This window comes from Hufsiella arboris (genome assembly GCF_009834875.1).
In the GTDB taxonomy this organism is placed as follows: domain Bacteria; phylum Bacteroidota; class Bacteroidia; order Sphingobacteriales; family Sphingobacteriaceae; genus Hufsiella_A; species Hufsiella_A arboris.
The window spans coordinates 254,957-280,186 of sequence record NZ_WVHT01000003.1 but is presented as its reverse complement, the minus strand read 5'-3'; the positions used below and the strand labels follow the sequence as shown (position 1 = coordinate 280,186).

The 25,230-nt window shown below is 41.5% G+C and carries 17 protein-coding genes and 2 tRNA genes; 13 read left to right on the top strand and 6 right to left on the bottom strand.

Going from position 1 to position 25,230, the window contains the following annotated elements; all coding sequences use genetic code 11:
- Window positions 1-22 precede the first annotated feature (22 nt).
- The 4 genes from GS399_RS08240 to GS399_RS08225 are packed head-to-tail and all read left to right on the top strand — an operon-like array spanning window position 23 to window position 5,767.
- Window positions 23-3,142 carry an efflux RND transporter permease subunit gene (locus GS399_RS08240; RefSeq protein ID WP_160844139.1) on the top strand — a complete coding sequence of 1,040 codons (3,120 nt, stop codon included), beginning with the start codon at window positions 23-25 and terminating at the stop codon, window positions 3,140-3,142.
- A 10-nt stretch (window positions 3,143-3,152) separates the two neighbouring features.
- Complete coding sequence (locus tag GS399_RS08235) at window positions 3,153-4,466, top strand: TolC family protein (RefSeq protein WP_160844138.1); 1,314 nt, start codon at window positions 3,153-3,155, stop codon at window positions 4,464-4,466.
- A 43-nt stretch (window positions 4,467-4,509) separates the two neighbouring features.
- A complete protein-coding gene (locus tag GS399_RS08230; protein WP_160844137.1) occupies window positions 4,510-4,902 on the top strand; it encodes a response regulator in 393 nt (130 codons plus the stop codon).
- Window positions 4,903-4,906: 4 nt separating this feature from the next.
- The gene (locus GS399_RS08225; protein WP_160844136.1) at window positions 4,907-5,767 is read left to right on the top strand and encodes an N-acetylglucosamine kinase; all 861 of its coding nucleotides are present in this window, start codon (window positions 4,907-4,909) and stop codon (window positions 5,765-5,767) included.
- On the opposite strand, the gene GS399_RS08220 is transcribed toward GS399_RS08225, so the two are convergent.
- Window positions 5,760-6,053, bottom strand: coding sequence for a hypothetical protein (locus GS399_RS08220; protein WP_160844135.1), 294 nt, complete (start codon window positions 6,051-6,053; stop codon window positions 5,760-5,762). The two genes, GS399_RS08225 and GS399_RS08220, sit on opposite strands and share 8 nt — an antisense overlap.
- Before the next feature lie 127 nt (window positions 6,054-6,180).
- On the opposite strand from GS399_RS08220, the gene GS399_RS08215 reads away from it, so the two are divergent.
- A complete protein-coding gene (locus GS399_RS08215) occupies window positions 6,181-8,358 on the top strand; it encodes a bifunctional alpha,alpha-trehalose-phosphate synthase (UDP-forming)/trehalose-phosphatase (RefSeq protein ID WP_160844134.1) in 2,178 nt (725 codons plus the stop codon).
- Window positions 8,359-8,413: 55 nt separating this feature from the next.
- On the opposite strand, the gene ettA is transcribed toward GS399_RS08215, so the two are convergent.
- Entirely contained in the window at window positions 8,414-10,096 is a 1,683-nt protein-coding gene (gene ettA / locus GS399_RS08210) for an energy-dependent translational throttle protein EttA (protein WP_160844133.1), read from the bottom strand.
- 188 nt (window positions 10,097-10,284) lie between these two features.
- Here ettA and GS399_RS08205 point away from each other — a divergent pair, with 188 nt between their 5' ends.
- Complete coding sequence (locus GS399_RS08205) at window positions 10,285-12,822, top strand: ATP-dependent Clp protease ATP-binding subunit (RefSeq protein ID WP_160844132.1); 2,538 nt, start codon at window positions 10,285-10,287, stop codon at window positions 12,820-12,822.
- Window positions 12,823-12,897: 75 nt separating this feature from the next.
- On the opposite strand, the gene GS399_RS08200 is transcribed toward GS399_RS08205, so the two are convergent.
- Window positions 12,898-13,311: a hypothetical protein gene (locus GS399_RS08200; protein WP_160844131.1), complete on the bottom strand. Its 414-nt coding sequence runs from the start codon at window positions 13,309-13,311 to the stop codon at window positions 12,898-12,900.
- A gap of 126 nt (window positions 13,312-13,437) precedes the next feature.
- On the opposite strand from GS399_RS08200, the gene GS399_RS08195 reads away from it, so the two are divergent.
- Complete coding sequence (locus GS399_RS08195; protein WP_160844130.1) at window positions 13,438-13,926, top strand: GNAT family N-acetyltransferase; 489 nt, start codon at window positions 13,438-13,440, stop codon at window positions 13,924-13,926.
- Window positions 13,927-14,043: 117 nt separating this feature from the next.
- Here GS399_RS08195 and GS399_RS08190 read toward each other — a convergent pair.
- Window positions 14,044-14,117 (bottom strand) — tRNA-Asn (locus tag GS399_RS08190).
- 41 nt (window positions 14,118-14,158) lie between these two features.
- Window positions 14,159-14,232 (bottom strand) — tRNA-Asn (locus tag GS399_RS08185).
- An 83-nt stretch (window positions 14,233-14,315) separates the two neighbouring features.
- Between GS399_RS08185 and GS399_RS08180 the strand changes: the two genes are divergently transcribed.
- Complete coding sequence (locus tag GS399_RS08180) at window positions 14,316-15,233, top strand: PfkB family carbohydrate kinase (RefSeq protein WP_160844129.1); 918 nt, start codon at window positions 14,316-14,318, stop codon at window positions 15,231-15,233.
- An 84-nt stretch (window positions 15,234-15,317) separates the two neighbouring features.
- The gene (locus GS399_RS08175; protein ID WP_160844128.1) at window positions 15,318-17,153 is read left to right on the top strand and encodes a glycoside hydrolase family 9 protein; all 1,836 of its coding nucleotides are present in this window, start codon (window positions 15,318-15,320) and stop codon (window positions 17,151-17,153) included.
- Between the two features lie 36 nt (window positions 17,154-17,189).
- Here the strand turns inward: GS399_RS08175 and GS399_RS08170 are convergent, their stop codons facing one another.
- The gene (locus GS399_RS08170; protein WP_160844127.1) at window positions 17,190-19,745 is read right to left on the bottom strand and encodes a family 20 glycosylhydrolase; all 2,556 of its coding nucleotides are present in this window, start codon (window positions 19,743-19,745) and stop codon (window positions 17,190-17,192) included.
- A gap of 250 nt (window positions 19,746-19,995) precedes the next feature.
- Here GS399_RS08170 and nagB point away from each other — a divergent pair, with 250 nt between their 5' ends.
- The 4 genes from nagB to GS399_RS08150 all read left to right on the top strand — a co-directional run bounded on the left by nagB (window position 19,996) and on the right by GS399_RS08150 (window position 25,222).
- Window positions 19,996-21,912, top strand: coding sequence for a glucosamine-6-phosphate deaminase (nagB, locus tag GS399_RS08165; protein WP_160844126.1), 1,917 nt, complete (start codon window positions 19,996-19,998; stop codon window positions 21,910-21,912).
- Between the two features lie 82 nt (window positions 21,913-21,994).
- Window positions 21,995-22,846 carry an N-acetylglucosamine kinase gene (locus GS399_RS08160; protein WP_160844125.1) on the top strand — a complete coding sequence of 284 codons (852 nt, stop codon included), beginning with the start codon at window positions 21,995-21,997 and terminating at the stop codon, window positions 22,844-22,846.
- Between the two features lie 9 nt (window positions 22,847-22,855).
- On the top strand, window positions 22,856-24,151 hold the full coding sequence (locus GS399_RS08155) for a sugar MFS transporter (protein WP_160844124.1): 1,296 nt from the start codon (window positions 22,856-22,858) through the stop codon (window positions 24,149-24,151).
- A gap of 114 nt (window positions 24,152-24,265) precedes the next feature.
- Window positions 24,266-25,222: an acetyl-CoA carboxylase carboxyltransferase subunit alpha gene (locus GS399_RS08150; protein WP_160844123.1), complete on the top strand. Its 957-nt coding sequence runs from the start codon at window positions 24,266-24,268 to the stop codon at window positions 25,220-25,222.
- Window positions 25,223-25,230: the final 8 nt, after the last annotated feature.

Sequence of the window (25,230 nt, the reverse complement as noted above, 5' to 3'; positions counted from 1 at the left end):
TGTTGATACAAAATACTAAGCAATGAGTTTATCAACCACAAGTGTTAAAAGACCGGTTCTTACGATTGTACTGAACCTGATTCTGATCCTGTTCGGGATCATCGGCTTTACGTTTCTGGGTATTCGTGAATTCCCTTCTATCGATCCGCCGATTGTTTCTGTTCGTACGAATTATTCAGGGGCGAACCCGGATATTATTGAGTCCCAGATAACCGAGCCTCTCGAAAAGTCAATTAATTCGATCGACGGGATAAAAAATATATCGTCTTCGAGTAACCTTGGTTCAAGCAATATCACGATTGAATTTGACCTGAGCAAAAACCTTGAAGAAGCGGCCAATGATGTACGCGACAAAGTATCGCAAGCTCAGCGAAGCCTTCCACAAGATATCGATGCACCGCCTGTAGTTTCTAAGGCCGATGCCGATTCTGATCCGATAGTTATTTTAACGGCACAAAGCCAAACGCGGAATATTCTTGATCTGAGCGACTATGCAGAAAATGTGATCGCTCAACGATTACAGACAATATCCGGGGTAAGCAGCGTAATGATCTATGGGCAGAAGCGATATGCAATGCGTTTGTGGATCGATCCTACTAAACTAACCGCGCTAGGGCTGACAACTCAGGATGTCCGCGATGCATTAAACCGCGAAAATGTTGAGCTGCCGTCAGGGAAAGTGACAGGAAAAAACACGGAGCTTACGGTAAAAACCTTGGGAAATCTGGCTACCGAAGATCAATTTGAAAGACTGATCATAAAAACAGATGGGAGCAATATCATTCGCCTCAGCGATGTTGGCCGCGCTGAATTCGGCCCGGAAAACGTTGAAACGCAGATGACCGAATCGGGTAAACCTATGGTTGGTTTGGCGGTTGTGCCGCAACCGGGAACTAATTATCTCGATATTTCAAAAGCGGTGCTCGACCGTGTCGCACAGCTGAAAAACGAGCTGCCTAAAGACATTATTCTTAACACGGCTTCAGATAATACCGTTTTTATTAAGAAATCTGTTACCGAAGTTGCTGAAACAATTATAGCCGCACTGATTCTTGTAATTCTGATCATCTATCTTTTCTTCCGTGACTGGGGAATAGCCTTCAGGCCGCTGATTGATATTCCCGTTTCGCTGATAGCAACCTTTTTTGTTATGTACATTTTTGGGTTTTCGGTAAATGTTTTGACGTTATTGGCCATTGTACTTGCAACCGGATTAGTGGTGGACGACGGTATCGTGGTAACCGAAAATATTTTCAAAAAGGTAGAAGAAGGCATGTCGCCGATTGAGGCTGCCATTAAAGGTTCGAATGAGATATTTTTCGCAGTCGTATCGATTTCGATAACACTTGCCGCAGTTTTTTTGCCAGTGATCTTCCTAGAAGGATTTGTCGGAAGGCTGTTTCGTGAATTCGGTGTCGTTATTGCATCGGCGGTGTTAATATCTGCATTTGTGTCATTAACGCTAACCCCTATGCTGAACGCCTACCTTATGAAAGGCGGGACACACAAAAGGTCCAAATTTTATGAAATGACGGAGCCATATTTCGAAAAAATGACCAGCGGTTATGCAAATGCGCTTAATTCATTCATGAAGAAAAAATGGCTCAGCTGGCCGATTGTCGCTGTTTGTTTTGGCCTGATCGCATTATTTTGGGTAACACTACAGAAAGAAACGGCACCTTATGACGATCGCAGTAGCATTCGAGGAACAGTTACATTACCAGAAGGAACTTCATACGAATATACCAATGAGTTTATGGACGAGATGACCCGCCTGGTGAATGACTCGGTTCCTGAAAAGAAAGTGAATCTTGTAATTACTTCACCAGGATTTGGTGGTACAGGATCTGTAAATACCGGTCGTTTGATCTTGACGCTTAAGGATCCGGAAGATAGGAAACACTCGCAAAAGGAAGTTGCCACGAAGCTCACCAAGCTTACTAAGAAATATTCTGAAGCCAAAATATTGTTCACCGAGCAACCAACCATTGCTGTAAATAAACGCGGTGGTTTGCCGGTTCAATACACTATCCAGGCGCCGAACTTTGAAAAGCTTCGGGAGAAATTGCCGCAGTTCATGGACGCTGTAGCGGATGATCCGACATTTTCTGTTTCGGATGTAAATCTGAAATTCAATAAGCCGGAAATCGATGTAACTATTGACCGGGATAAGGCCAGAAGCCTCGGTGTTTCAGTGCTTGATGTTGCTCAAACACTTCAACTTGCACTCAGCGGACAGCGTTTTGCTTACTTCTTAATGAATGGCAGGCAATACCAGGTTATCGGACAATATGACAAACGTGATCGTGCAGAACCTATGGATCTAAGCTCAACGTTCGTACGCAGCGACAGCGGCCGTCTTATCCAATTAGACAACCTGGTTGAGATGAACGAGCAAAGCAGTCCGCCACAATTATTCCATAATAACCGTTTTATGTCAGCTACTGTTTCTGCCGGCCTGGCTCCGGGAAAAACCATTGGTGATGGAATCGAAGCAATGGACCGTATTGCAGCAAAAGTTCTCGATAAGAGTTTTTCAACGGATCTTGCAGGTGAGTCCCGTGACTTCAAAGAAAGCGGATCGAACACCTTGTTTGCATTTGGACTGGCGTTGTTATTGGTTTATCTTATTCTTGCTGCACAATTTGAGAGTTTTATTGATCCGTTGATCATCATTATCACTGTTCCGCTTGCTGTTGCCGGAGCAATGCTTTCTTTATGGCTTTTTGGTCAGACATGGAATATTTTCAGCCAGATCGGTACTGTAATGCTTATCGGGCTGGTGACAAAAAATGGTATCCTGATCGTTGAGTTTGCCAATCAGCTGAAGGAAGAAGGCAAGCCCAAAATGGAGGCTATCATTCTCGCCGCCGAGTCGCGCCTGCGGCCGATTTTAATGACTAGTCTGGCTATCGTGCTGGGCGCTTTGCCTATTGCACTCGCATTGGGAGCAGCGGCCAAAAGCCGTATGGGAATGGGTATTGTTATTGTTGGCGGAACATCGTTCTCACTTATTTTAACCTTATTTATCATTCCGGCGATTTATTCAATGTGGTCTCGAGAACATGTAAAAGGCGGTCGTCTTGAAGAAGCGAAAAAGTTAGAGACGCATGAACTCGAGCCGGAGGTTGCTAAAATTTAAGCCTGAAAAAATGAAATTTAAAGCCGTAAGTTTTACGACACTCTTAATTATTTTCTGCATTAGTTTTTCGAAAGCACAGGAAGTTTTAACGCTGGAAGAAGCCATCAAAATAGCGTTGGAAAATAACTACGATATTAAGCTGTATAAAAATAATCTACAGATAAATAAAAACGATGCCACATTAGCCAATGCTGGCGTATTTCCATACGTCACTGGTACTTTTGGTGATAATGCCACTGTTACGAATACCAAGCAAACCCAGTCGACAGGGCAGGTAGTAGATCGCAACGGTGCAAAAAATACAAATCTGAACTATGGCGCAAACCTAAACTGGACCGTCTTTGACGGTTTTGGAATGTTTGCAACTTATAATCGGTTGAAAGAACTTCGCAATTTGGGCGAAGCCAATCTGAAATCAACGGTGCTGGCTACTCTTACAAACGTTATTAATTCGTACTATGCGCTTGCCGGTCTTCAGCAAACCTTGAAATCAGTGCAATCAGCACTCGAGCTTTCCCAATTACGCTATAACATCGCCTTAAATCGCTACAAAATTGGGAGGGCTGCGAAGCTTGAGGTGTTAAATGCATCAGTTGACTTGAACACAGATACCACTAATCTGTTGCGTCAGGTAGAACAGATCAAAAACATAAAAGTCCAGCTCAATCAAATTATTGCGCGCAACGCTGTAACAGATTTTAAAGTAATTGACACCATAATGGTAAATACTGGCCTAAGTTATGAACCATTACAGGAGCAGGCTGAGAAACTAAACCCGGACTTGCAGGCAGCTTTGGTCAATCAACGAATCGCCGAATACAGTCTTAAAGAGGTAAAGGCAGACAGGTATCCGGTAATCGGTTTAAATACCGGCTACAATTATCAAAAAAATACGTCTGAATTAGGATTTGCCAGAAGCTCGCAGGGGCAGGGTTTTACTTATGGTGTGACAGCTTCCATTAATATTTTTAATGGTTTTTTGCAACATAAGAACGAGCGGAACGCTGCCATCCTGATTGATAACGCCAAACTTGAATACAACAAGCTCAACGAGTCAATCAAGGCTCAGCTTACAACAGCCTATCAAACGTATTTAACAAATATTGAACTGGTAAAGTTAGAAGAGCACAATCAGCAAATTGCTCAGCAAAACCTTGATATTACAGTAACTAAATTCAGGTTAGGAAGCATCACACCCCTTGAATTCAGAGAAGCGCAACGAAATTATGTTGATGCCAGGGTAAGATTCACAAATGCTCAATACCAAGCAAAACTTGCTGAGGTTTCGCTTAAACAAATATCCGGCACGCTTGAACTTGATTAAATTACTATTTGACAATTTGTAATTTATGCTAATTTTGTGAGTTATGGCGTTTTATAAGAACTCGACTGTTCTGCTCGTTGACGATAGTTATATTGACAACCTGATTAGCAGGAAAATATTAGAGAATAATAATTTTGCAGAAAGGATCATCGTAATGGATTCACCGCAGAACGCTATTGACTATATGCAAAAATCCATGGAGACAGGGAAAGATATTCCCGATGTCATTTTCCTGGATATCCGGATGCCTGAGATGAACGGCTTTGAGTTTTTAAAAGAACTTAAAAAAATAGCAGGGATTGCAGAGCAGGGAATTAAAATTTATATGCTTTCATCCTCACTTGATCCTCACGATTTAAAACGAACTGCGGAAAATACACTTGTAACCAAATTTTTAGGAAAACCACTAACCAGCAAAACGTTACAGGAAATTTAACCGAATGATTTTAGTTGCCGACAGCGGTTCTTCAAAAACGGATTGGATCCTGACTATCCCAAAATCAGCTCCTGTCGAGTTTACAACCGATGGTTTAAATCCTTACTTTAAAACAGAAAAGGAAATTTCAAAAACACTGCTTGCGAGTAAAGACTTGCAGCCTTATATAGACCAAATCACTGAAGTTTATTTCTTTGGCGCGGGTTGTTCTAATCCCGATAAGCGGGAAATCGTTTCAAATGGCATATCATTAGTGTTGAAAAACGCATTTATAAGCGTCGATAGCGACATAATCGGTTCGGCCTATGCAACCTGCGGAACGTATAAAGGGTTTACATGTGTTTTGGGAACCGGATCAAACATATCTTTTTTCAATGGGAAAACTGTTGAGCAAGGGCTACACGGCCTTGGTTACATTTTGGGTGATGAAGGCTCCGGCACATATCTTGGAAAAATACTCGTTACCGACTATTTGCAATGCCGCATGCCAGCCGATCTTTCAAAAGCTTTTGAAAAAGAATATAAAGTAACTAAAGAGACGGCAATTCACAATGTCTATCAAAAGCCATCTGCTAATCTTTACCTGGCGTCATTTGCAAAGTTTCTGACACCGAATATTGATCACCCATACATCATAAAGCTGTTAAAAAAAGCGTTGACAGATTTTGTTGAATCCCATATTCTTTCTTATTCGAGCTATAAAGAATTTGTTTGTCATTTTGTGGGCTCTATAGCCTTCCATTTTCAGGATATACTAAGAGAGATATGCAGAAAAAAGGATATTCAGGTAGGTAAAATTTTACAAAAACCCATCCACGAATTAAACAGCTATATACTCAAGGAAATAAAATTCGACGTTAAATAACGGACAGTTCCGGATTGTAAGCAACAGAATCCTGGTAAGCCTCACTAAGGTCTCTTACCGAATTGATTTCAACATCGACACCCCAGGGATTCCACGTTATAAATTTATGTGGTTTGTCATGATCTACTCTCCCGTTTTGCAGGGGTAATTCTTCGTAAACACCGAAGTTTCCTAACGTGTAATAATTTATTTTGGTCGATTTTTTAAGGATACGATGCGACTTGGCAAGCTTAAATCCCATAAATCTGATCCACTTCTTTATTGAGGCTGTTTTGGCAGATGTCATTTCTTAGGTTATTTAAGTGGTTAAACTATAGTAAGTTACCTAGTATTTAACTGATATTAAAATATAAGGTTACAATTATTTTCATTTTTTTTGGTTAACAAATGTTAAAACTGCCTGTTAAATCCGAATGGGGAAAACGATCATTGTTTCTAACAGGTTACCAGTTAAACTAACATCAGACGGCGACAATTATCAATTAACGCCGAGCGAAGGCGGCCTTGCTACAGCGCTAAATTCTATATTTACTTCCGGCGAAAATTTATGGATCGGGTGGCCGGGAATGGAACTTCCGGATAATGCCCGTCCGGAAATAACAGAAAAACTTCGAAATTTAAGTTTAAAGCCCATTTATCTAAGCCAGGATGAGATTAACCTGTTTTATGAAGGTTTCAGTAACGAAATTTTGTGGCCGGTATTTCATTATGCGTCATCATATGCCCGCTATAAAGAGGAGTATTGGGAAAGTTACCGCCAGGTAAATCAGAAGTTTTGTGATGCCATTTTAGAAGTTGCAGAACCGGAGGATACTATCTGGATCCACGATTATCAGCTTTTACTGCTTCCTGATATGGTGAGGAGGCAACTTCCTCAATCAACCATTGGTTTTTTTCAGCATATCCCTTTTCCATCTTATGAGGTTTTCAGGTTAATTCCATGGCGGGATCAGTTGCTGGAAGGAATGATAGGTTCCGACCTGATCGGTTTTCATACGTTTGAGGATGCCCGGCACTTTATAAGTTCCTGCAACCACATTTTACCAGTACAAAATTCTGCGAATGTTATTACTGTCAATAATCGGCAGGTCACCGTCGAGGTATTCCCATTAGGTGTGGATTTCGATCGGTTTAATCAATTAGTACAGTCGCCTGACGTGATTAAGAAAGCATCAGAATTAAAGCATACATTCAATGATGCGCATATCATACTTACAATCGACAGGCTTGATTACTCAAAAGGTATTGTGCAGCGCTTGCAAGCGTTTGATTTGTTTCTTGAACTTCATCCTGAGTACGCGGAAAAGATAAACCTCTATATGATTGTGGTTCCTTCACGTGATAACGTGCAACAGTATCGCGATCTGAAAAATGAAATAGACCAGCTTGTTGGCAATATAAACGCAAAGCGCAGGACCATGCAATGGCATCCGATTCAATATTTTTACCAATCGTTCGATATTGAGACGCTTTCTGCTCTGTATAGTACCGCTGATGTTTGCCTGGTTACGCCCATGCGCGATGGTATGAACCTGGTGAGCAAAGAATATGTAGCGAGCAGGGTAAATAATACAGGGGTACTAATTCTCAGCGAAATGGCCGGCGCTTCAAAGGAATTGGTAGACGCAATAATTGTCAATCCTAATAATATTGGTGAAGTAAGCAGGGCGATTGAACAGGCAATAACAATGACCGAGGATGAACAAATGAGGCGAATGGAACAAATGCGCGGCGTTACATCAAAGTTCAACGTAAAACATTGGGTGAAAATCTTTTTCGAAAAACTTACCGAGGTAAAAGCTAACCAGGCTTCAATGCTGGCGAAATATGCGGGCAAAAATATCGTCAACCAACTCAACGCCGACTATAGGCAGGCTTCTTCGAGGGCGTTGTTTCTTGATTACGACGGTACATTAGTAGGATTTAATGCCGACATACAAAAGGCGGCGCCCGATGACGAATTATATGCGATTTTAACAGGCCTGGCTTCAGATGTAAGAAACAAAGTGGTTCTTATCAGCGGGCGGGATCATAAAACGCTTGAAAATTGGTTTGGTCATTTACAAATAGACATGATCGCCGAACACGGTGCATGGCAAAAATATAATTATGAAACCTGGGTGAAACTGCCCACATTGTATGATTCTTGGAAAAGCGACCTTTATCCCGTTCTGGAAATTTTTACCGATCGTACGCCCGGAAGCTTTATTGAGGAAAAAAGTTACTCGCTCGTTTGGCATTATCGGAAAGTTGAAAAGGAGCTGGGCGAGCTTCGTGCCAATGAGTTGATGAACAGCCTGCGGCTTTTTGCAGCTGATAAAGGGCTACAGATGCTTCCGGGGAATAAAATTATAGAAATTAAAAATGCAGAAGTGAACAAAGGAAGAGCTGCTCTTAATTGGATCAGCGAAGATGCGTACGATTTTATGCTTGCTCTGGGCGATGATCATACCGATGAAGATATTTTCAAAGAGTTGCCCGCAAGCAGCTACACTATAAGAATCGGAGGCAATATTTCAGCGGCTCGTTTTTATCTATCTGATTTTCGTGAATCGAGAGCTTTGCTGAAAGTATTAGCTGAAATGGGCTAAAAATGATAAGGGCTTCGAAAACGAAGCCCTTTGATTGATCTTAGTCAGAAATGACTTATCCAACCAGTTTTTTGTATTTGATTCTTTTCGGGGTCAAATCGCCAACGCGTTTTTTGTGATTCTCTTCATATTCAGAGTAATTCCCTTCAAAGAAATAAACCTGCGAATCGCCTTCGAACGCGAGGATGTGAGTGCAAATGCGGTCAAGGAACCAACGGTCGTGGGATATGATCACAGCGCAGCCGGCGAAGTTTTCCAAGCCCTCTTCCAGTGCGCGTAATGTATTCACGTCGATGTCGTTTGTCGGCTCATCGAGCAATAGAACATTTGAACTTTTTTTCAATGTAATTGCCAAATGAACGCGGTTGCGCTCACCGCCGGATAGTACGCCCACTTTTTTCTGCTGATCAGCGCCGTTAAAATTGAATTTGGATACATACGCCCGTGAATTTGATGATTTGTTACCAAGCATAATATTGTCCAAACCATCCGTAATATTCTCCCAAACGGATTTCTCCGGGTCAAGATCATCATGCATTTGGTCGACATAACCCAATGCAACGGTGTCTCCAACTCTGAAGGTTCCGGCATCAGGCTGTTCCTGGCCGGTGATCAAGCGGAATAACGTAGTTTTACCGGCGCCGTTAGGGCCTATGATTCCGACGATCCCAGCTGGCGGCAAGCTAAAATTCAGGTTTTCGAAAAGCACCTTGTCTCCATATGCCTTAGTGACATTTTGAGCCTCGATTACGATGTTTCCTAAACGTGGTCCCGGCGGAATAAAAAGCTCCAGTTTTTCTTCTCTTTCCTTTGTTTCTTCCGAAGCCAGTTTATCGTAGTTTGCAATACGTGCCTTGGATTTTGCATGGCGGGCTTTAGGTGCCATTCGAACCCATTCCAGTTCCCGTTCAAGCGTTTTCTGACGTTTGCTTTCAGTTTTTTCTTCCTGTGCTAAGCGCTTTGATTTTTGATCAAGCCATGATGAGTAATTTCCTTTCCATGGAATGCCTTCACCACGGTCAAGTTCTAAAATCCAGCCCGCTACATTATCAAGAAAATATCTGTCGTGTGTTACCGCAATAACAGTTCCTTTATATTGTTTCAAGTGTTGTTCAAGCCAGTCGATACTCTCGGCGTCAAGGTGGTTTGTTGGTTCATCCAATAATAGAACGTCCGGCTCGCTTAACAACAAACGACATAATGCCACTCGTCTTCTTTCGCCCCCTGACAAAGTGGCGATTTTTGTGTCCGGCTCAGGGCAGCGAAGTGCGTCCATGGCACGTTCGAGTTTGGAATCGAGTTCCCAGGCGTTCGTCGCATCGATCTTATCCTGCAATTCGCCCTGGCGCGCCAAAAGTTTATCCATCTCGTCAGGATTTTCGTAAACTTCAGGCAGGCCGAACCTTTCGTTAATCTCCTCGTATTCCTTTAATATAGATGTGATTTCTGCCACACCTTCCTCCACAATTTCCTTTACAGTTTTTTCAGGATCGAGCTGCGGTTCCTGCGCCAGGTAGCCCACCGAATATCCCGGAGAAAAAACAACTTCTCCCTGGTAGGATTTGTCAAGTCCGGCGATGATTTTCAACAAAGAAGACTTTCCAGAGCCGTTTAAGCCTATTACGCCGATTTTTGCGCCGTAAAAAAATGATAGGTATATGTTTTTTAAAACCTGTTTTTGAGGCGGGTAAATCTTATTTACTCCAGCCATTGAAAAAATGATTTTTTCGTCTGACATTTTAACAAAGATGTGACCGGCAAATATCGATTAAATTAGTCAAGCTGCGGTAATTTTTGTTAACTTCATCTTTTGATAAGGGTTTTTAACTTAAATGGCGTAATTGTTGATAACTCTACAAATTATAGCTCTGGTTTTTGAAGAAACAAATTAATAGATTAGGGCGTTCAAGACGAAGAAAGGATCATATGGAAGCAAAATTTTCACCCCGCGTTAAAGATGTAATTTCATACAGTAGGGAGGAGGCGCTGCGGTTGGGGCATGACTATATCGGTACTGAGCATTTATTGCTTGGCCTCATCAGGGAAGGTGACGGAATGGCCATCAAAATATTACGCAACCTGGATGTAGATACATCAAAATTGCGCCGTTCTGTTGAGGATGCAGTCCGCGGGGCATCAGGAACAACAGTAAACCTTGGTAACATTCCACTTACCAAGCAGGCGGAAAAAGTTCTAAAAATTACATATCTCGAGGCTAAAATCTTTAAAAGTGAAGTAATTGGAACAGAACATTTACTATTGTCAATTTTAAGAGACGATGATAACATTGCTTCTCAAATCTTATTGCAGTTTAATGTAAACTACGATATTTTCAAAGCAGAAGTTGAGCAGAATAAGGAGTCATTTAAAGATGAGCTTCCGGGATCGGCTGCTGGAGATGAGGATTTCAGGGAAGAAGAATCGTTTAATCAGCCGAAAAAGGTGTCGGATATTAAATCGAAAACACCTGTTTTAGATAACTTCGGAAGAGATCTGACAAAGGCAGCTGAAGAAGGAAGGTTAGATCCGATTGTCGGACGGGAAAAAGAGATTGAGCGTGTTTCGCAGATCTTGTCACGCCGGAAAAAGAATAACCCTATACTGATCGGCGAACCCGGTGTCGGTAAATCGGCAATTGCCGAAGGATTAGCCTTGAGGATCGTTCAGCGGAAAGTATCACGGGTTTTATTCAATAAACGAGTGGTAACGCTTGACCTTGCCTCATTGGTTGCCGGTACAAAATACCGTGGCCAGTTTGAGGAACGGATGAAAGCGGTAATGAACGAACTGGAGAAATCGCCGGACGTTATTTTGTTTATTGACGAAATTCATACTATCGTTGGTGCTGGTGGCGCGTCAGGATCTCTTGATGCATCCAATATGTTTAAACCGGCTTTAGCTCGTGGAGAAATTCAATGTATCGGAGCTACGACGCTTGATGAGTATCGCCAGTATATCGAGAAGGATGGAGCTTTAGATCGTCGTTTCCAAAAAGTAATGGTTGAACCAGCTACTCCTGACGAAACCGTTGAGATACTCAATCGCATTAAAGAAAAATACGAAGAGCATCATGGAGTCACTTATACAGAAGAAGCAATCAATGCTTGCGTAAGTCTAACTTCAAGGTACATCACAGATCGGTTCTTGCCCGACAAAGCAATTGATGCGTTGGATGAAGCCGGATCAAGGGTCCATCTGACCAATATTCATGTTCCTCAAAACATAATCGATATCGAGCAAAAAATCGAAGAGATAAAAGTTGAGAAGAACAAAGTTGTAAGAAGCCAGAAATATGAAGAAGCTGCGAAACTTCGCGATACTGAAAAGCATTTACTCGAAGAATTAGAGAAAGCTAAAGGAGAGTGGGAAGCTGAAACACGAACTAAACGTTATACCGTATCGGAAGATAATGTTGCAGAAGTAGTTTCAATGATGACTGGCATTCCGGTTCAACGTGTTGGACAAACAGACAGTCAGAAGTTGCTTGCCATGACTGATACGATAAAAGACAAGATTATCGGGCAGGATGATGCAATCAAGAAACTCACTAAAGCCATTCAGCGTACGCGTGCCGGATTAAAAGATCCAAAAAAACCAATCGGTTCATTTATTTTCCTCGGCCCGACCGGGGTTGGTAAAACTGAACTTGCAAAGGAACTTGCGCGCTTTATGTTCGACAGTGAAGATTCGTTGATTCAGATCGACATGAGTGAGTATATGGAGAAATTTGCGGTTTCCCGTTTAGTTGGAGCGCCTCCGGGATATGTAGGTTACGAGGAGGGCGGACAATTAACTGAGAAAGTACGTCGTAAGCCATACTCGGTAGTACTTCTCGACGAGATCGAAAAAGCGCATCCGGATGTATTCAATATTTTATTGCAGGTTTTAGATGAAGGCCAATTAACAGATAGCCTTGGCCGGAAAGTCGACTTCCGGAACACTATTGTGATCATGACTTCAAATATCGGAGCACGTCAGCTTAAAGATTTTGGACAAGGCGTAGGTTTCACTACGAATGCGAAAGCCTTACAGGCCGAAACTCATTCCCGCAGCGTGATAGAAAACGCGTTGAAACGTGCTTTCGCTCCCGAGTTTTTAAACCGTATTGATGATGTTATTGTGTTCAACTCGTTAGGTAAAGAAGAGATATTTAAAATTATCGATATCGAACTTAAATCGTTGTTTGACCGCGTTCATAGCCTGGGTTATAAGATCGTTCTTACAGACGAGGCGAAGGATTTCATTGCAGATAAAGGATATGATTCAAACTTTGGAGCTCGCCCATTAAAACGTGCGATACAAAAATACCTGGAAGATCCGATCGCTGAGGAAATTTTAAAAGGCGAAATGACAGAAGGAGATACGATGGAAGTTGGATTTGATAAAGAAACCAGCGAAATCAAAATATCCGGAAAACCTTCTGGAAAGGGCAGATCTAAAAAAGAAGAGAAAAAGCAGGATTAATTAATCTCTGCAACATAAAAGCCCGGCTAATAATCATTAGTCGGGCTTTTTGCTTTTTATAAAATTGCGTTACGCTTATACCGCCGAAGAGAATCTGTTATCTTTTTGCGAGATTTCCATTAGCTCATTTAACGATATGGTTTTGTTAAAATATCCTTTTACAAATTCAAATTCATTCAAAACATCTCGCTCATTCTGGCTCAGGGCGAAGTTTTTTATGTATAAGATTGGTTTTTTTGCTAAGATCGGAATAATGCTATTTAACGTTCTTGAAAACTCTATAAATCCGATTTCCTGAAAGTTTGCGTCGGCTACAATCGCTTCGGGTAACTCGTTAATATGATTGTGATTTTGCACTAAAAATTCAAGTGCTTCAATAGGGTTAATAAAGAAATTTGCAGTTTCAAATAACTGATTCTTTTTATTCAGAGTCTCTGTTAACTGGTTATTTAACGGAGAGTTGTCGATAAACATGATATTATTAAGCATGGGCTCGAAAATTTTATGGGGATATAACGAAATTTATGCCAACCTGTTAAAAACGCCAGGGATGAACAAAAAGGATGAAATGTGGCGTGAGATGTATTATAAAATAAACACAATACTGTACAAAAAATGAACATAAGAAACGCAAATCCTGGTGATCTTGATGAGATATTAGACATAATGAACGAGGCCATACTTCATTCAACCGCTATATATGATTATGATATTAAAGACAAACGATTCATCGAATCATGGTTTGAAGGTAAACAGAGTGAAGGCTACCCTGTGCTGGTTTACGAACGAGACGGTTGTGTAGTGGCTTATTGCAGCTATGGAATCTTTCGGCCGAAGATTGGATACCAGTTTAGCGCTGAGCATTCGGTATATGTGCATAAAGACTTTCATGGAAATGGAATAGGGAAACAGCTGTTGACTGCATTAATCGTCGAGGCCAGGAATCAGAATTACCACACGATGATTGCCGGAATCGACGCCGAAAATAAAGCAAGTATCGTTTTTCACGAGAAATTTGGATTTACAGAGGTTGGACGTATTAAAGAAGTTGGTTACAAATTTGAAAAATGGCTGGATGTTGTTTTTATGCAGCTAATGCTATAAAAGCTTCTGACGTGATAGCGGCCTTTGCTGCTAAGATCGATCCCCTTCCTTTATGAGGATAACCTTTTGCCGAAACAATGGCTTAAATAGAAAAAGCCAACTTTCGTCGGCTTTTTGCTCCTGAGGCTGGGCTCGAACCAGCGACCCTCTGATTAACAGTCAGATGCTCTAACCGGCTGAGCTACTCAGGAATTTTTCTTGAATTCCTCCGGTTATTGTATGAAGATATTTGCTCCTGAGGCTGGGCTCGAACCAGCGACCCTCTGATTAACAGTCAGATGCTCTAACCGGCTGAGCTACTCAGGAATGTTATCCGGTTTTGGGACTGCAATATTCGGGAATTTAAATTATTAATGCAATATTTGTTTTCAATTTTTTAATACGAATTAATGAGCTTAGTTATTATTGGAACTGTGGCGTTCGATGCTATAGAAACACCCTTTGGAAAAACTGATAAAATTGTAGGCGGAGCCGCTACATACGCTAGTTTAGCCGCTTCTTACTTTTGTGAAAATGTAAAAATTGTTGCTGTAGTAGGCGATGATTTTCCTGAAAAAGACATCGAAGATTTTAAGAATCATCATATAGACGTGGAAGGCTTGCAGATAAAAAAAGGCGAGAAATCGTTTTTTTGGTCGGGAAAATATCACAACGACATGAACAGCCGGGATACGTTGGTAACTGAATTGAATGTACTTGCCGATTTCGATCCAATCATTCCTGAATCTTACCAGGACTGTGAGTATTTGCTACTTGGTAATCTTACACCGAAAGTTCAGGAAACAACTATCAAACGTTTGAAAAACCGTCCAAAGCTGATCGTTTTAGATACGATGAATTTTTGGATGGACGTTGCATTAAATGATCTGCTTGAAACTATCAAAATGGTTGATGTTTTAACTATCAACGACGCTGAGGCACGGCAGTTGTCGGGTGAATATTCGCTTGTAAAGGCCGCCGAAAAGATTTTGCAAATGGGCCCAAAATACCTTATTATTAAGAAAGGAGAACACGGTGCGCTATTGTTTGGTGAAGGAAAAGTGTTTTCGGCGCCAGCTTTACCATTGGCAGAAGTATTTGATCCAACCGGAGCCGGTGACACATTTGCGGGAGGATTTATCGGATATCTTGCAAGAGTTGGCACGGTGAATTTTAATAACATGAAGAACGCCATCATTTTCGGTTCGGCCGTGGCTTCACTTTGTGTAGAGAAGTTTGGAACAGAAAAAATTAAAAATTTAAAAGAGTCAGAAATTTCTGAGCGTATCCAACAGTTTGTTCAATTGAGCAGCTTCGTGATCGATTAAATTATGAAGGGCTTCAGGTTTTCAATTTGAAGCCCTAATCTAAATTCTAGATGCTATATTAGTCTGCACAACTCATCTCAGACTATGGCTTTTAAGGTCGTCAAAAAAGTCTTAAGCTTTTTTCCTTTCATATTTTCGGCTTCGCTGTATGGTCAAACCGTTAAAATAGTCACGAACCATGTCGGCTACGAAGATTCCGGATCAAAAAAAGCAGTGGTCTTGTCAGATCAAAAGCTTTCACTTTCAAATTTTGAGCTTGTTAAAGCAGATTCGAAAGAGAAGATACTGAGTGGGAAGCCGGTTTTTGTTGGACCTGTTGACAAATGGAAAAACTGGCAGTTCTGGACGATCGATTTTAGCCAGGTCAGGAAAGCAGGTAGTTATAAGCTGCTCATCAATCAACCCGGGATTTCTGCTGAATCGCATCCATTTAAAATCGGAAAAAATATCCTGGAAAAAGCATCTGTATCAGACGTGATTTATTATTTCAAAGGCCAGCGTAGTTCCGGACTTTTGGATAAAGCTGATCATCATCTTCATCTCGAAGGAACGAATGCCGATACAATTGATGCCAATGGCGGTTGGTTTGATGCGACAGGCGATTACGGCAAACATCTTTCGCACTTGTCGTTTTCTCAATACTTCAATCCACAGCAAATATCTCTGACCGCCTGGAGCCTTTTTAAAAGCTATGAATTTTTATCCAAAAGACAAGGAACAGATTTTCGCCAGTACAACCGTCGTTTACTGGACGAGGCGATGTTCGGAGCCGATTACCTGGTTAGAATACAGGCGAAAAACGGATCATTTTATCGGTCTGTGGGAGCGCCTGGCCCGGGTAAACTTCCTGAAGACAGAAATATACAGGCGGAACAGCAAAGTTACCGAATTAAGAAAACAAAGGATCAGTCGTTTCATGAGAATGAAGCCGGTAAGAACTGGCGAAGCTACCAGGTTAGTTACCGCTCGGGCGGCGGAATTGCGATTGCTGCGTTAGCCATGGCTTCAGCATATTCGGTTTCCGGGGAGTTTAGCAATAAAGAATATTTAAGCGCCGCAGAAAGAGCTTTCAAGTTCTTGGAACGGGAAAATCAGAAAATGGACTATGACGGCAAAGAAAATATCCTTGACGATTATTGTGCGCTTAGCGCGGCGACTGAGCTATATAAAGTGACAAAGAAAGATGTCTATAAAGATGTAGCATCTAAGCGCGCGAAAAATCTTATTTCGCGGCTCGCCTCATGGAAAAGCTTTAATAGTTACTGGCGTGCCGACGATAATGACAGGCCGTTCTTTCATCCATCCGATGCTGGTTTCCCTGTGGTAAGTTTGCTATATTATTACCCTGTTGCCGACGCAGATTTACAGGCAGTGATAAAAAATGCTGTCAGAAAATCGATGGAATTTGAATTGTCAATTACGGCTGAAGTAAACAATCCATTTGGTTATAGCAGGCAATTAGTACAAGATACTCTTGGAAAAAGATACAGTTCATTTTTCTTTCCTCACGGCAGCGATGCATCGCCGTGGTGGCAGGGCGAAAATGCCCGTTTGGCATCAGTTGCTGCTGCAGCGAAACTGGCCGCCGTATTATTCAAAGATGATGAGCGCTTCTACAATAAGCTGAATGAATTTGGTGTAGATCAGCTGAACTGGATACTTGGGCTGAATCCATTTGACGCGAGTATGCTTCAGGGAACAGGTTATAATAATCCTGGCTATGGCTTTTTCGGAACTTTCGAATACACCAATGCCCCCGGCGGAATTGTAAACGGCGTAACATCGGGATTTGATAATGAACACGATATCGATTTTAATTTGCCTTATAGCCAAACAGGTAAGGATGCCGACTGGAGATGGGCGGAACAATGGCTCCCCCACGCGGCCTGGTATCTTCTGGCTGTTTCAGTTAGTAATTAAAACAGATCGGAGACTGGCGCAGTCCCCGATTTAAGTCTATTTGTTAATTATAGTAGTTGTACGGCTGCCCCTGCCCGTCGTTGTAAAAGCCCTTAACTTAATGGTTGTCTTGGCAGAAATTGGGCCGGTATAAATTTTATCTGAAGACGTAGGTATTGTACCGTTTGTTGTATAACGGATAGTTAGTCCCGGAATCTGCATGTTAGCGACAACTTTCCCGTTGTCGATTTTAGCACCCGGTAATGGAATCCGGTAGCAATATCCGCCATTGTAATAGTCTAATCGCGGAAGCTCTCTTTTTCCGACTGTGTTTACAAAACGCTGCCAATCGCGTTTGTAAAGTACGTTGCTTTTCGCAGGATCTGTTTCGGCAGCCCATTCGGGATCTGCGCTCCATGCACGTTCGGAAAATCCTAGTAATCTTGGCAGCAAGAGATATTCCAGTTGCGCAGTTGTTTTGACTGTTTCACCAAATATCGCGCACTGCAAACCTGCGATGTTCCTTTGTCCTTCCGGTGTTAAGCGTTCTTTTTTGTCAAGTGAATTGCCAACCGGATTTCCCATTCTGTCAAGAACCGTATTTTTATAGTAGTTGTATGGAATAAAGCTGAAGGGTTTATCCAAATCAGCATAGGTTCCCCAATAATACCCCGGCTCGTAGAAATCTTTATAGTAAGCCATATCAAAATACATGTTACTTACGCAGGTTAAAATCGTTTTATAACCCACGTTGGCAAGTCGGTAAGGAAGGTCTTCATTTCCCCAGCCAATCTGATTATTCCAAGCATACAGATGAGCATTCTGTTTCGCCAGCTCTTCATTAACTATTTCCTTACGTGTTCCGTCTACTACGGTTTTTCGCAAACCAGCTTCCTCCCAGGCTGATAAATACAGGTTTCGTTTTCTTAAAATATCATTGATTTTGGTGTAATAGTATGGCCATACGTCGTTTACCGATGCTAGTCCGGGATTAGATTTGATAAATGATTCTATTGCAGGGGATTTTTCCCAAACGCCCGCCGGTACCTCATCGCCGCCGAAATGAATTGTTTCCAGCTTTACGCCGGCATCCTGGTACATAGCAGCAATGTCATCAATAACAGTTTCGAAAAATGTGTATACTGACGGCATTGCAGGGTTGATCACGTTATCATTCCAGTTTTGTACGGATACGTATTGCGATTTATCAGAAAGATCGCGGAGAAGGTATTCTTCAGCTTCCTGCTTTTTTCCTTGCTTCATTAGTCGTTCATAGCGAACATCCATTGATTTGATTGCCGCCCTTGCATGTCCAGGCGATTCAATTTCGGGTATTACGCGAATATGCCTTTGATCGGCATATTTTAACAGTTCAATAAAATCTGCTTTGCTGTAAAACCCGCTTCCGGAACTATTGGCGTTGGGGCCAGATCCTAACGTTGGCTGCAACGTTTCCTTGCTGAAACTTCTCTTTGAGCCTACTTCGGTAAGTTCAGGTATCGATGGAATCTGCAGTCGCCAGGCCTCATCATCGCTGAAATGAAAATGCAAGGTGTTTAACTTATAAAGAGCCATCAGGTCGATTACACGTTTTACTTCGTTTTTCGGTTGGAAATTCCTTGCAACCTCCATCATAAAGCCACGATATGCAAATCTTGGCTCATCATTAATGATTGCGCCTTTGATTTTCACTACATTTTGCGGCTTCGCCGGAAGCATCGTTTTTAGCGACTGAATTCCATAAAAAATGCCAGAATTAGAAGAAGCTACGATTGCTATTTCAGTGTTAGTTATTTCAATCTCGTATGCTTCATCTTTCATTCCATCTTTATGTACAAGACTGATCCGCCCCGATGTTTTCTTTTGTGTATCCAGCTTTTTTCCAAGATAGCTTTCCAGATAGTCGTTTAGAAAAGCCGCCTCATTTGCAAAGCGCTCATTATAATTTATAGAGCCGGTTTGGCTTAAAGTGAAGGACTGATCGTTAATTTTATAGGATAGGGGAGTTGGAAATACAGGAATAATTTTATCAATGGGAATATCGATGTTGCCCTTATTTTCTTCATAAAGGTCCTGAGGTGTTTTTAAATGCAGTTTATCATCTGCGGTACGCAGGTATTGTTTCGGTGAGTCAGATTTAATTAGCGTCGGCTCTTTAAGGGCATATCCTCGTTCGGGGTCAGCATCCCACACCAAAAAGAAACCACTGGGTGCATCTGTGTAGTTAACAACCCAATCGGATGCAACCAAGTCTAAATTAATACTTTCCTTCGATTTGAGAACTTTAAATGTTTTGTCAGGAAATAGGTAGAATAAATCACCATTAACATGTTTGACTGAAATTCCAGATGGAAACGTGTGTTCGGTTATTTGCCTGGCGTAATTAAAGTATATTTTCCAATCGCTTCTTAAAGGTAAAGATCCGGTATTTTTTATGTTCAGCTCGGTCAAATTTTTCCCTTTTCCCTGGTGATTGTTTTCAAGGATTTTCCAAGTCAAATTCAAATCAGCCGGATTAAAGCTTTTTGTTTGTGACTTAGAAACCGTCGATAAAAGTATGATCAAACCTACAGTAAGGTATGTGGAGATATTTTTTAAATGGATTAAAATCATAATTAACTCTAACTTTTGCTAAATATATTGAATGTAAAATATACTTTTTAAAAAAATTAAAAAGTATTTCTGTGTTTTATTAATAATTCATTAAGTTTGTTTTAGTCAACCTCGGTTTATAGAGATCCGTATTATGACTAGTGAATTCGAAACAAGTTAAATTGTTAAATAAGGTGAATTAACCCTCGTGTAGTGCGGGGGTTTTTCTAAGCCTTTTAATAACTTTATCAAAATATAACACAAAGCTCCTATGGCGAGATTGAATCTTCTTGAAGAAACGCGTTTTGAAAAACTTCCCGTAAGCGTTTATCCTAATCAGCAAATTGCTTCAGTAACTGTTGCAGCACGGATTGCACACTTAATCAGGACTAAGCATCAAAAAGGTGAAACTGCAGTTTTAGGTCTGGCAACCGGTGTTACACCCATTGCAGTGTACAAGGAGCTGGTTCGTTTACATAAAGAAGAAGGATTAAGCTTTAAGAACGTCGTTACTTTTAACCTGGATGAATATTATCCGATGAAACCGGATGCCATGCAGAGTTATGTAACCTTCATGAATGAAAATCTTTTCAATCATATCGATATTGAAAAACAAAATATCCACATACCTGATGGCACACTGGCTATGGATGACATTGCCAGCTTTTGTCTTGATTACGAACGTAAAATAACAGAACTCGGTGGCCTTGATCTGCAAATATTGGGAATTGGACGTACGGGCCACATTGGTTTCAACGAACCTGGTTCCGCTCCTAATTCAGGAACACGTTTGGTAACATTGGATGATTTGACAAGGCGCGATGCTTCCCGCGATTTTGGCGGCAAGGAAAACGTACCTACCAAAGCAATCACGATGGGCATCGGAACAATTTTCAAGGCACGTGAAATTATTCTGATGGCCTGGAATAAAAAGAAGGCGCCGATCATCAAAAAGGCTGTTGAGGGAGAAATATCAGGAGATGTTCCTGCAACCTATCTTCAGCTTTCGGAGCACGTTGAGTTTGTTCTTGATCAGGACGCAGCGTCCGATTTGACTCGTTTTGATACTCCTTGGCTTGTCAAGGACTGTGTATGGGATTTACCGTTGACAAAAAAGGCGGTTATCTGGTTATCAAAAACTCTGGATAAACCCGTTCTGAAACTTACCGATGAAGATTACAATAACAATGGTATGGCGCAGCTGGTGGTCGAAAAAGGATCGGCCTACACCATTAATATTGATATTTTTAACAAACTCCAGCATACCATAACCGGCTGGCCGGGAGGAAAACCCAATGCAGATGATTCAGAGCGTCCCGAGCGCGCCTTACCTGCAAAAAAGCGAGCCATAGTATTCTCGCCACACCCGGATGACGATGTTATTTCAATGGGCGGTACATTTATTCGCTTAGTTGATCAAGGACATGACGTTCATGTGGCCTATCAAACTTCAGGAAACACCGCTGTTTGGGATGACGATGTTTTGCGTTATGTTGAATTTGCTATAGACTTTAATCAAAGCATGGGCGAGGATAACAGCAAACTAACTGCTGTTTACAAAGACATGCGTAATTTCTTTAAGGAAAAACAGCCTAATCAGATTGATACAAAAGAAGTCAGGCTGGTTAAAGGTTATATACGTAAAACGGAAGCTATAAGCGGTGCAAGATACGCCGGTTTAACTGATGATCACATCCATTTTATGGAGCTTCCTTTTTACGAAACTGGTAAAACACAAAAGAATTCTGTTACCCAGGAGGATATAGATCTTACCAAGACCTTACTTCAAAAAGTACAGCCGCAGCAAATTTTCGCGGCCGGTGATTTTGCGGACCCGCATGGTACGCACATCGTTTGCTTCAATATTATTCTGGCAGCTCTCGATCAATTAAAAGACGAAGCTTGGGTAAAGGATTGCTGGTTATGGATGTACCGTGGCGCATGGCACGAATTTGAGGCTTACGAAATTGAAATGGCAGTTCCGCTATCTCCGCAGGAGGTTATAAGGAAGCGTAATGCCATTTATAAGCACCAGTCGCAAAAAGATACACCTGTTTTTCCTGGCGATGACGCCCGTGAGTTTTGGGTAAGAGCCGAGGATCGCAATCGTGAAACAGCAAGAATTTACGACCAGCTTGGCTTAGCTAATTACGAAGCGATGGAAGCGTTCGTTCGATACAAGTTTTAATTAAACAACATTGACTATATAATTCTATGCAGGTTTTCGGCCTGTTACAGGATAGCTATGCTCAAATTAAAAAGATATTACCATGATTTTAATCGCAGATGGCGGCTCGACAAAAACCAGCTGGACATTAATTCAAGACGGATCGTTGACCAAACAATTTTATACAGAAGGGTACAATCCGTATTATGCGAGCAGTGAGTACATAACGAACTCATTGAAGCAAGCTTTACCAGATGATCTGGATCCTGATGCTGTTCTGGAGATTGCTTTTTATGGTGCAGGCGTACACAACGCACAAAAAGCAGGTATCGTTGAAAGCGCGTTCAAAAGGATATTTAATAGGTGTAAAGTTAATATCGATCATGATTTGCTGGCGGCAGCAAGAGCTCTTTTAGGAAATGAACCTGGATTCGCCGCGATACTTGGAACCGGGACAAATACCTGTTTATATGATGGTGACCAGATTATACACCATGTTGATTCCTGCGGATATATCATTGGCGACGAGGGTAGTGGTTGTCACATTGGATTGAAAATTCTCAAGGATTATTTGCGTGGCGCTATGCCAAACAACCTTTTGACCGCATTTCACGAAAAGTACCAGTTGACGGAATCTGAAATTATGGATCATGTGTATACTGAACCATTTGCCAATCGTTACGCGGCTTCATTCACAAGGTTTGCAGGCGAAAATATCCATGAATCCTATTGTCAAAACCTAATAAAGGAATCGTTCATCCAGTTTTTCGAACAGCTGGTTTCGGTTTACCCTTCCTATAAAAGCTATTCGTTCAATTGCATTGGTTCTGTAGGTTATTCATTCCGCGAAATTTTATCAGAAACGGCCCAATCTTTCGGAATGCAAACAGGGGTAATTGTCTCATCGCCTATGGATGGACTGGTCGAATATCATCTGAAAAATCTAAGCAAATAAAATTAGCGTATGGAAACTGTTATTTCGCCGGCACCGGTTAAAACGAAGAGTGATTCAAAGCCACTTTTAATCATTTGTGCACTTTTCTTCATTTTTGGTTTTGTAACATGGTTAAACGGAACGTTAATTCCATTTTTAAAAATCGCCTGCGACTTAAAAAGCGATGTGCAGGCGCTGTTTGTTACGTTTGCGTTTTATATGGCGTATTTCTTTTTGGCACTGCCTTCGTCGTATATATTGAAAAAAACTGGTTATAAAAACGGAATGGCTTTAGGTTTACTCATCATGGCCATTGGTTCCTTGATATTTATTCCCGCTGCTAACACCCGCACCTTCGGATTTTTCTTAACGGGACTGTTTATCCAGGGTACTGGTCTTTCTTTGTTGCAAACGGCCTCAAATCCATATGCCAGTATTTTAGGCCCGATTGAAAGTGCTGCCCGGAGAATTAGTATTATGGGTATCTGCAACAAAATTGCCGGAGCTTTAAGTCCGGTTATTTTAGGCGCCATTGTTTTGAATAGCGCACATGAGGTTGAAGGAAAATTAACTTCTGTTACAGACCCGTCAGCAAGAGAAGTATTGTTAAATGATCTCGCTTCTAAAGTAATTGTGCCATACGCCGTCATGGCGCTGGTTTTGATAGTCTTGGCATTCTTAATAAAACGGTCATCTCTGCCCGAAATTGAAGCCAAAGAAAGTGATGATGCAGCTGAAATGGCTGGCCAGCGAACGAATGTTTTTCAATATCCTTACTTATTGCTCGGAGCTCTATGTTTGTTTTTTTACGTAGGAGTGGAAGTAATGGCTGGTGATGTGATCGGAACATATGGCAAGGCTTTGGGAATGAGCATCGACAAAACGCGGTATTTCACTTCGTTCACGCTAATCGCTATGCTTGCCGGTTATATTATCGGTATAGCAACAATTCCAAAATATATTAGCCAGCAGGCCAGTTTAAAGTATGCGGCGATACTTGGAATAATTTTGTCTGTATTGGCTTATCTGACTAACGGTTATACATCTGTGGTATGTATTGCACTATTAGGGTTGGCAAATGCGCCGATGTGGCCCGCTATTTTTCCGCTTGGAATTCACGGCTTGGGTAAACTTACCAAAACAGGTTCGGCATTGCTGGTAATGGGTATAGCTGGTGGCGCGATCGTTCCGCTCATTTACGCTAACTTAAAGGATCATCTCGGTATTGCGAACAACACTGCGTTTTTAGTTTGCATGCTTCCATGTTATGTTTTTATCTTATATTATGCAATAGCAGGATATAAAGTTGGTTTAAAAGCAAAGTAGCTGTCAAACTATTTTACTATAAATCAGTTTGTTATTCGTTAGATTCTCTTGCAACTTATTTCGTTTTAAATTGGGTGACGAAATGCCTAATTTAGCCGACCGTAAATTTTAGAGATGGATATTTCTTTTGATTTTGAAAAACCTCTGGCAGATCTGCAGGTGCAAATTGATAAAGTGAAGCAGATAGCTGATAAAACAAAGGTTGATATGTCAGCGACGCTGAAAGAGCTAGAAAAGAAAATGGAAGATAATAAACAGCAGATTTATTCCAATTTAACAGGTTGGCAAAAGGTGCAGATATCACGTCACCCCGAAAGGCCGTATACCCTGCAATATATTGAGATGATCTGCGATGACTTTATTGAGCTTCATGGCGATCGTACTGTTAAGGATGATAAGGCTATTGTAGGCGGATTCGCATCTATCAATGGTCAAACCGTTATGGTTATCGGGCATCAAAAAGGCACGAATACTAAACTCCGGCAATATCGCAATTTCGGTATGGCCAATCCCGAGGGTTACAGAAAGGCGCTTCGCCTGATGAAACTTGCCGAGAAGTTCAATAAACCTGTTATCACATTCATCGACACTCCCGGAGCATATCCAGGATTGGAGGCCGAAGAAAGAGGACAAGGTGAAGCTATCGCGCGTAATCTTCTGGAGATGTCGGTGCTGAAAGTTCCGATTTTATGCTTTATTGTTGGAGAAGGCGCTTCAGGCGGAGCATTAGGAATAGGTATTGGCGATAAAGTTTATATGCTTGAAAATACTTGGTATTCTGTTATTTCGCCGGAATCCTGCTCGTCTATTTTATGGAGAAGCTGGGATTTCAAAGAACAAGCCGCAGAGAAATTGAAACTTACGTCGGAAGATATGTATAAGAACAAATTGATCGACGGAATCATTCCCGAACCTTTCGGCGGTGCGCATAACGATCCACAGACGATGGCCCAAACTGTTAAAGATAGGATCATCGAGGACTTAGCTAATTTCAAGAAAAAAGATATCGACAAAATCATAAATGAGCGGATCGAGAAATTCTGCTCGATGGGTGTTGTTGTAGAAGGATAGGAATTTGT

Bases quoted from the DNA above. Each gene is read 5' to 3' on its own strand.
- GS399_RS08240 (WP_160844139.1), top strand. From the start codon at position 23: ATGAGTTTATCAACCACAAGTGTTAAAAGACCGGTTCTTACGATTGTA.
- GS399_RS08235 (WP_160844138.1), top strand. From the start codon at position 3,153: ATGAAATTTAAAGCCGTAAGTTTTACGACACTCTTAATTATTTTCTGC.
- GS399_RS08230 (WP_160844137.1), top strand. From the start codon at position 4,510: ATGGCGTTTTATAAGAACTCGACTGTTCTGCTCGTTGACGATAGTTAT.
- GS399_RS08225 (WP_160844136.1), top strand. From the start codon at position 4,907: ATGATTTTAGTTGCCGACAGCGGTTCTTCAAAAACGGATTGGATCCTG.
- GS399_RS08220 (WP_160844135.1), bottom strand. From the start codon at position 6,053: ATGACATCTGCCAAAACAGCCTCAATAAAGAAGTGGATCAGATTTATG.
- GS399_RS08215 (WP_160844134.1), top strand. From the start codon at position 6,181: ATGGGGAAAACGATCATTGTTTCTAACAGGTTACCAGTTAAACTAACA.
- ettA (WP_160844133.1), bottom strand. From the start codon at position 10,096: ATGTCAGACGAAAAAATCATTTTTTCAATGGCTGGAGTAAATAAGATT.
- GS399_RS08205 (WP_160844132.1), top strand. From the start codon at position 10,285: ATGGAAGCAAAATTTTCACCCCGCGTTAAAGATGTAATTTCATACAGT.
- GS399_RS08200 (WP_160844131.1), bottom strand. From the start codon at position 13,311: ATGCTTAATAATATCATGTTTATCGACAACTCTCCGTTAAATAACCAG.
- GS399_RS08195 (WP_160844130.1), top strand. From the start codon at position 13,438: ATGAACATAAGAAACGCAAATCCTGGTGATCTTGATGAGATATTAGAC.
- GS399_RS08180 (WP_160844129.1), top strand. From the start codon at position 14,316: ATGAGCTTAGTTATTATTGGAACTGTGGCGTTCGATGCTATAGAAACA.
- GS399_RS08175 (WP_160844128.1), top strand. From the start codon at position 15,318: ATGGCTTTTAAGGTCGTCAAAAAAGTCTTAAGCTTTTTTCCTTTCATA.
- GS399_RS08170 (WP_160844127.1), bottom strand. From the start codon at position 19,745: ATGATTTTAATCCATTTAAAAAATATCTCCACATACCTTACTGTAGGT.
- nagB (WP_160844126.1), top strand. From the start codon at position 19,996: ATGGCGAGATTGAATCTTCTTGAAGAAACGCGTTTTGAAAAACTTCCC.
- GS399_RS08160 (WP_160844125.1), top strand. From the start codon at position 21,995: ATGATTTTAATCGCAGATGGCGGCTCGACAAAAACCAGCTGGACATTA.
- GS399_RS08155 (WP_160844124.1), top strand. From the start codon at position 22,856: ATGGAAACTGTTATTTCGCCGGCACCGGTTAAAACGAAGAGTGATTCA.
- GS399_RS08150 (WP_160844123.1), top strand. From the start codon at position 24,266: ATGGATATTTCTTTTGATTTTGAAAAACCTCTGGCAGATCTGCAGGTG.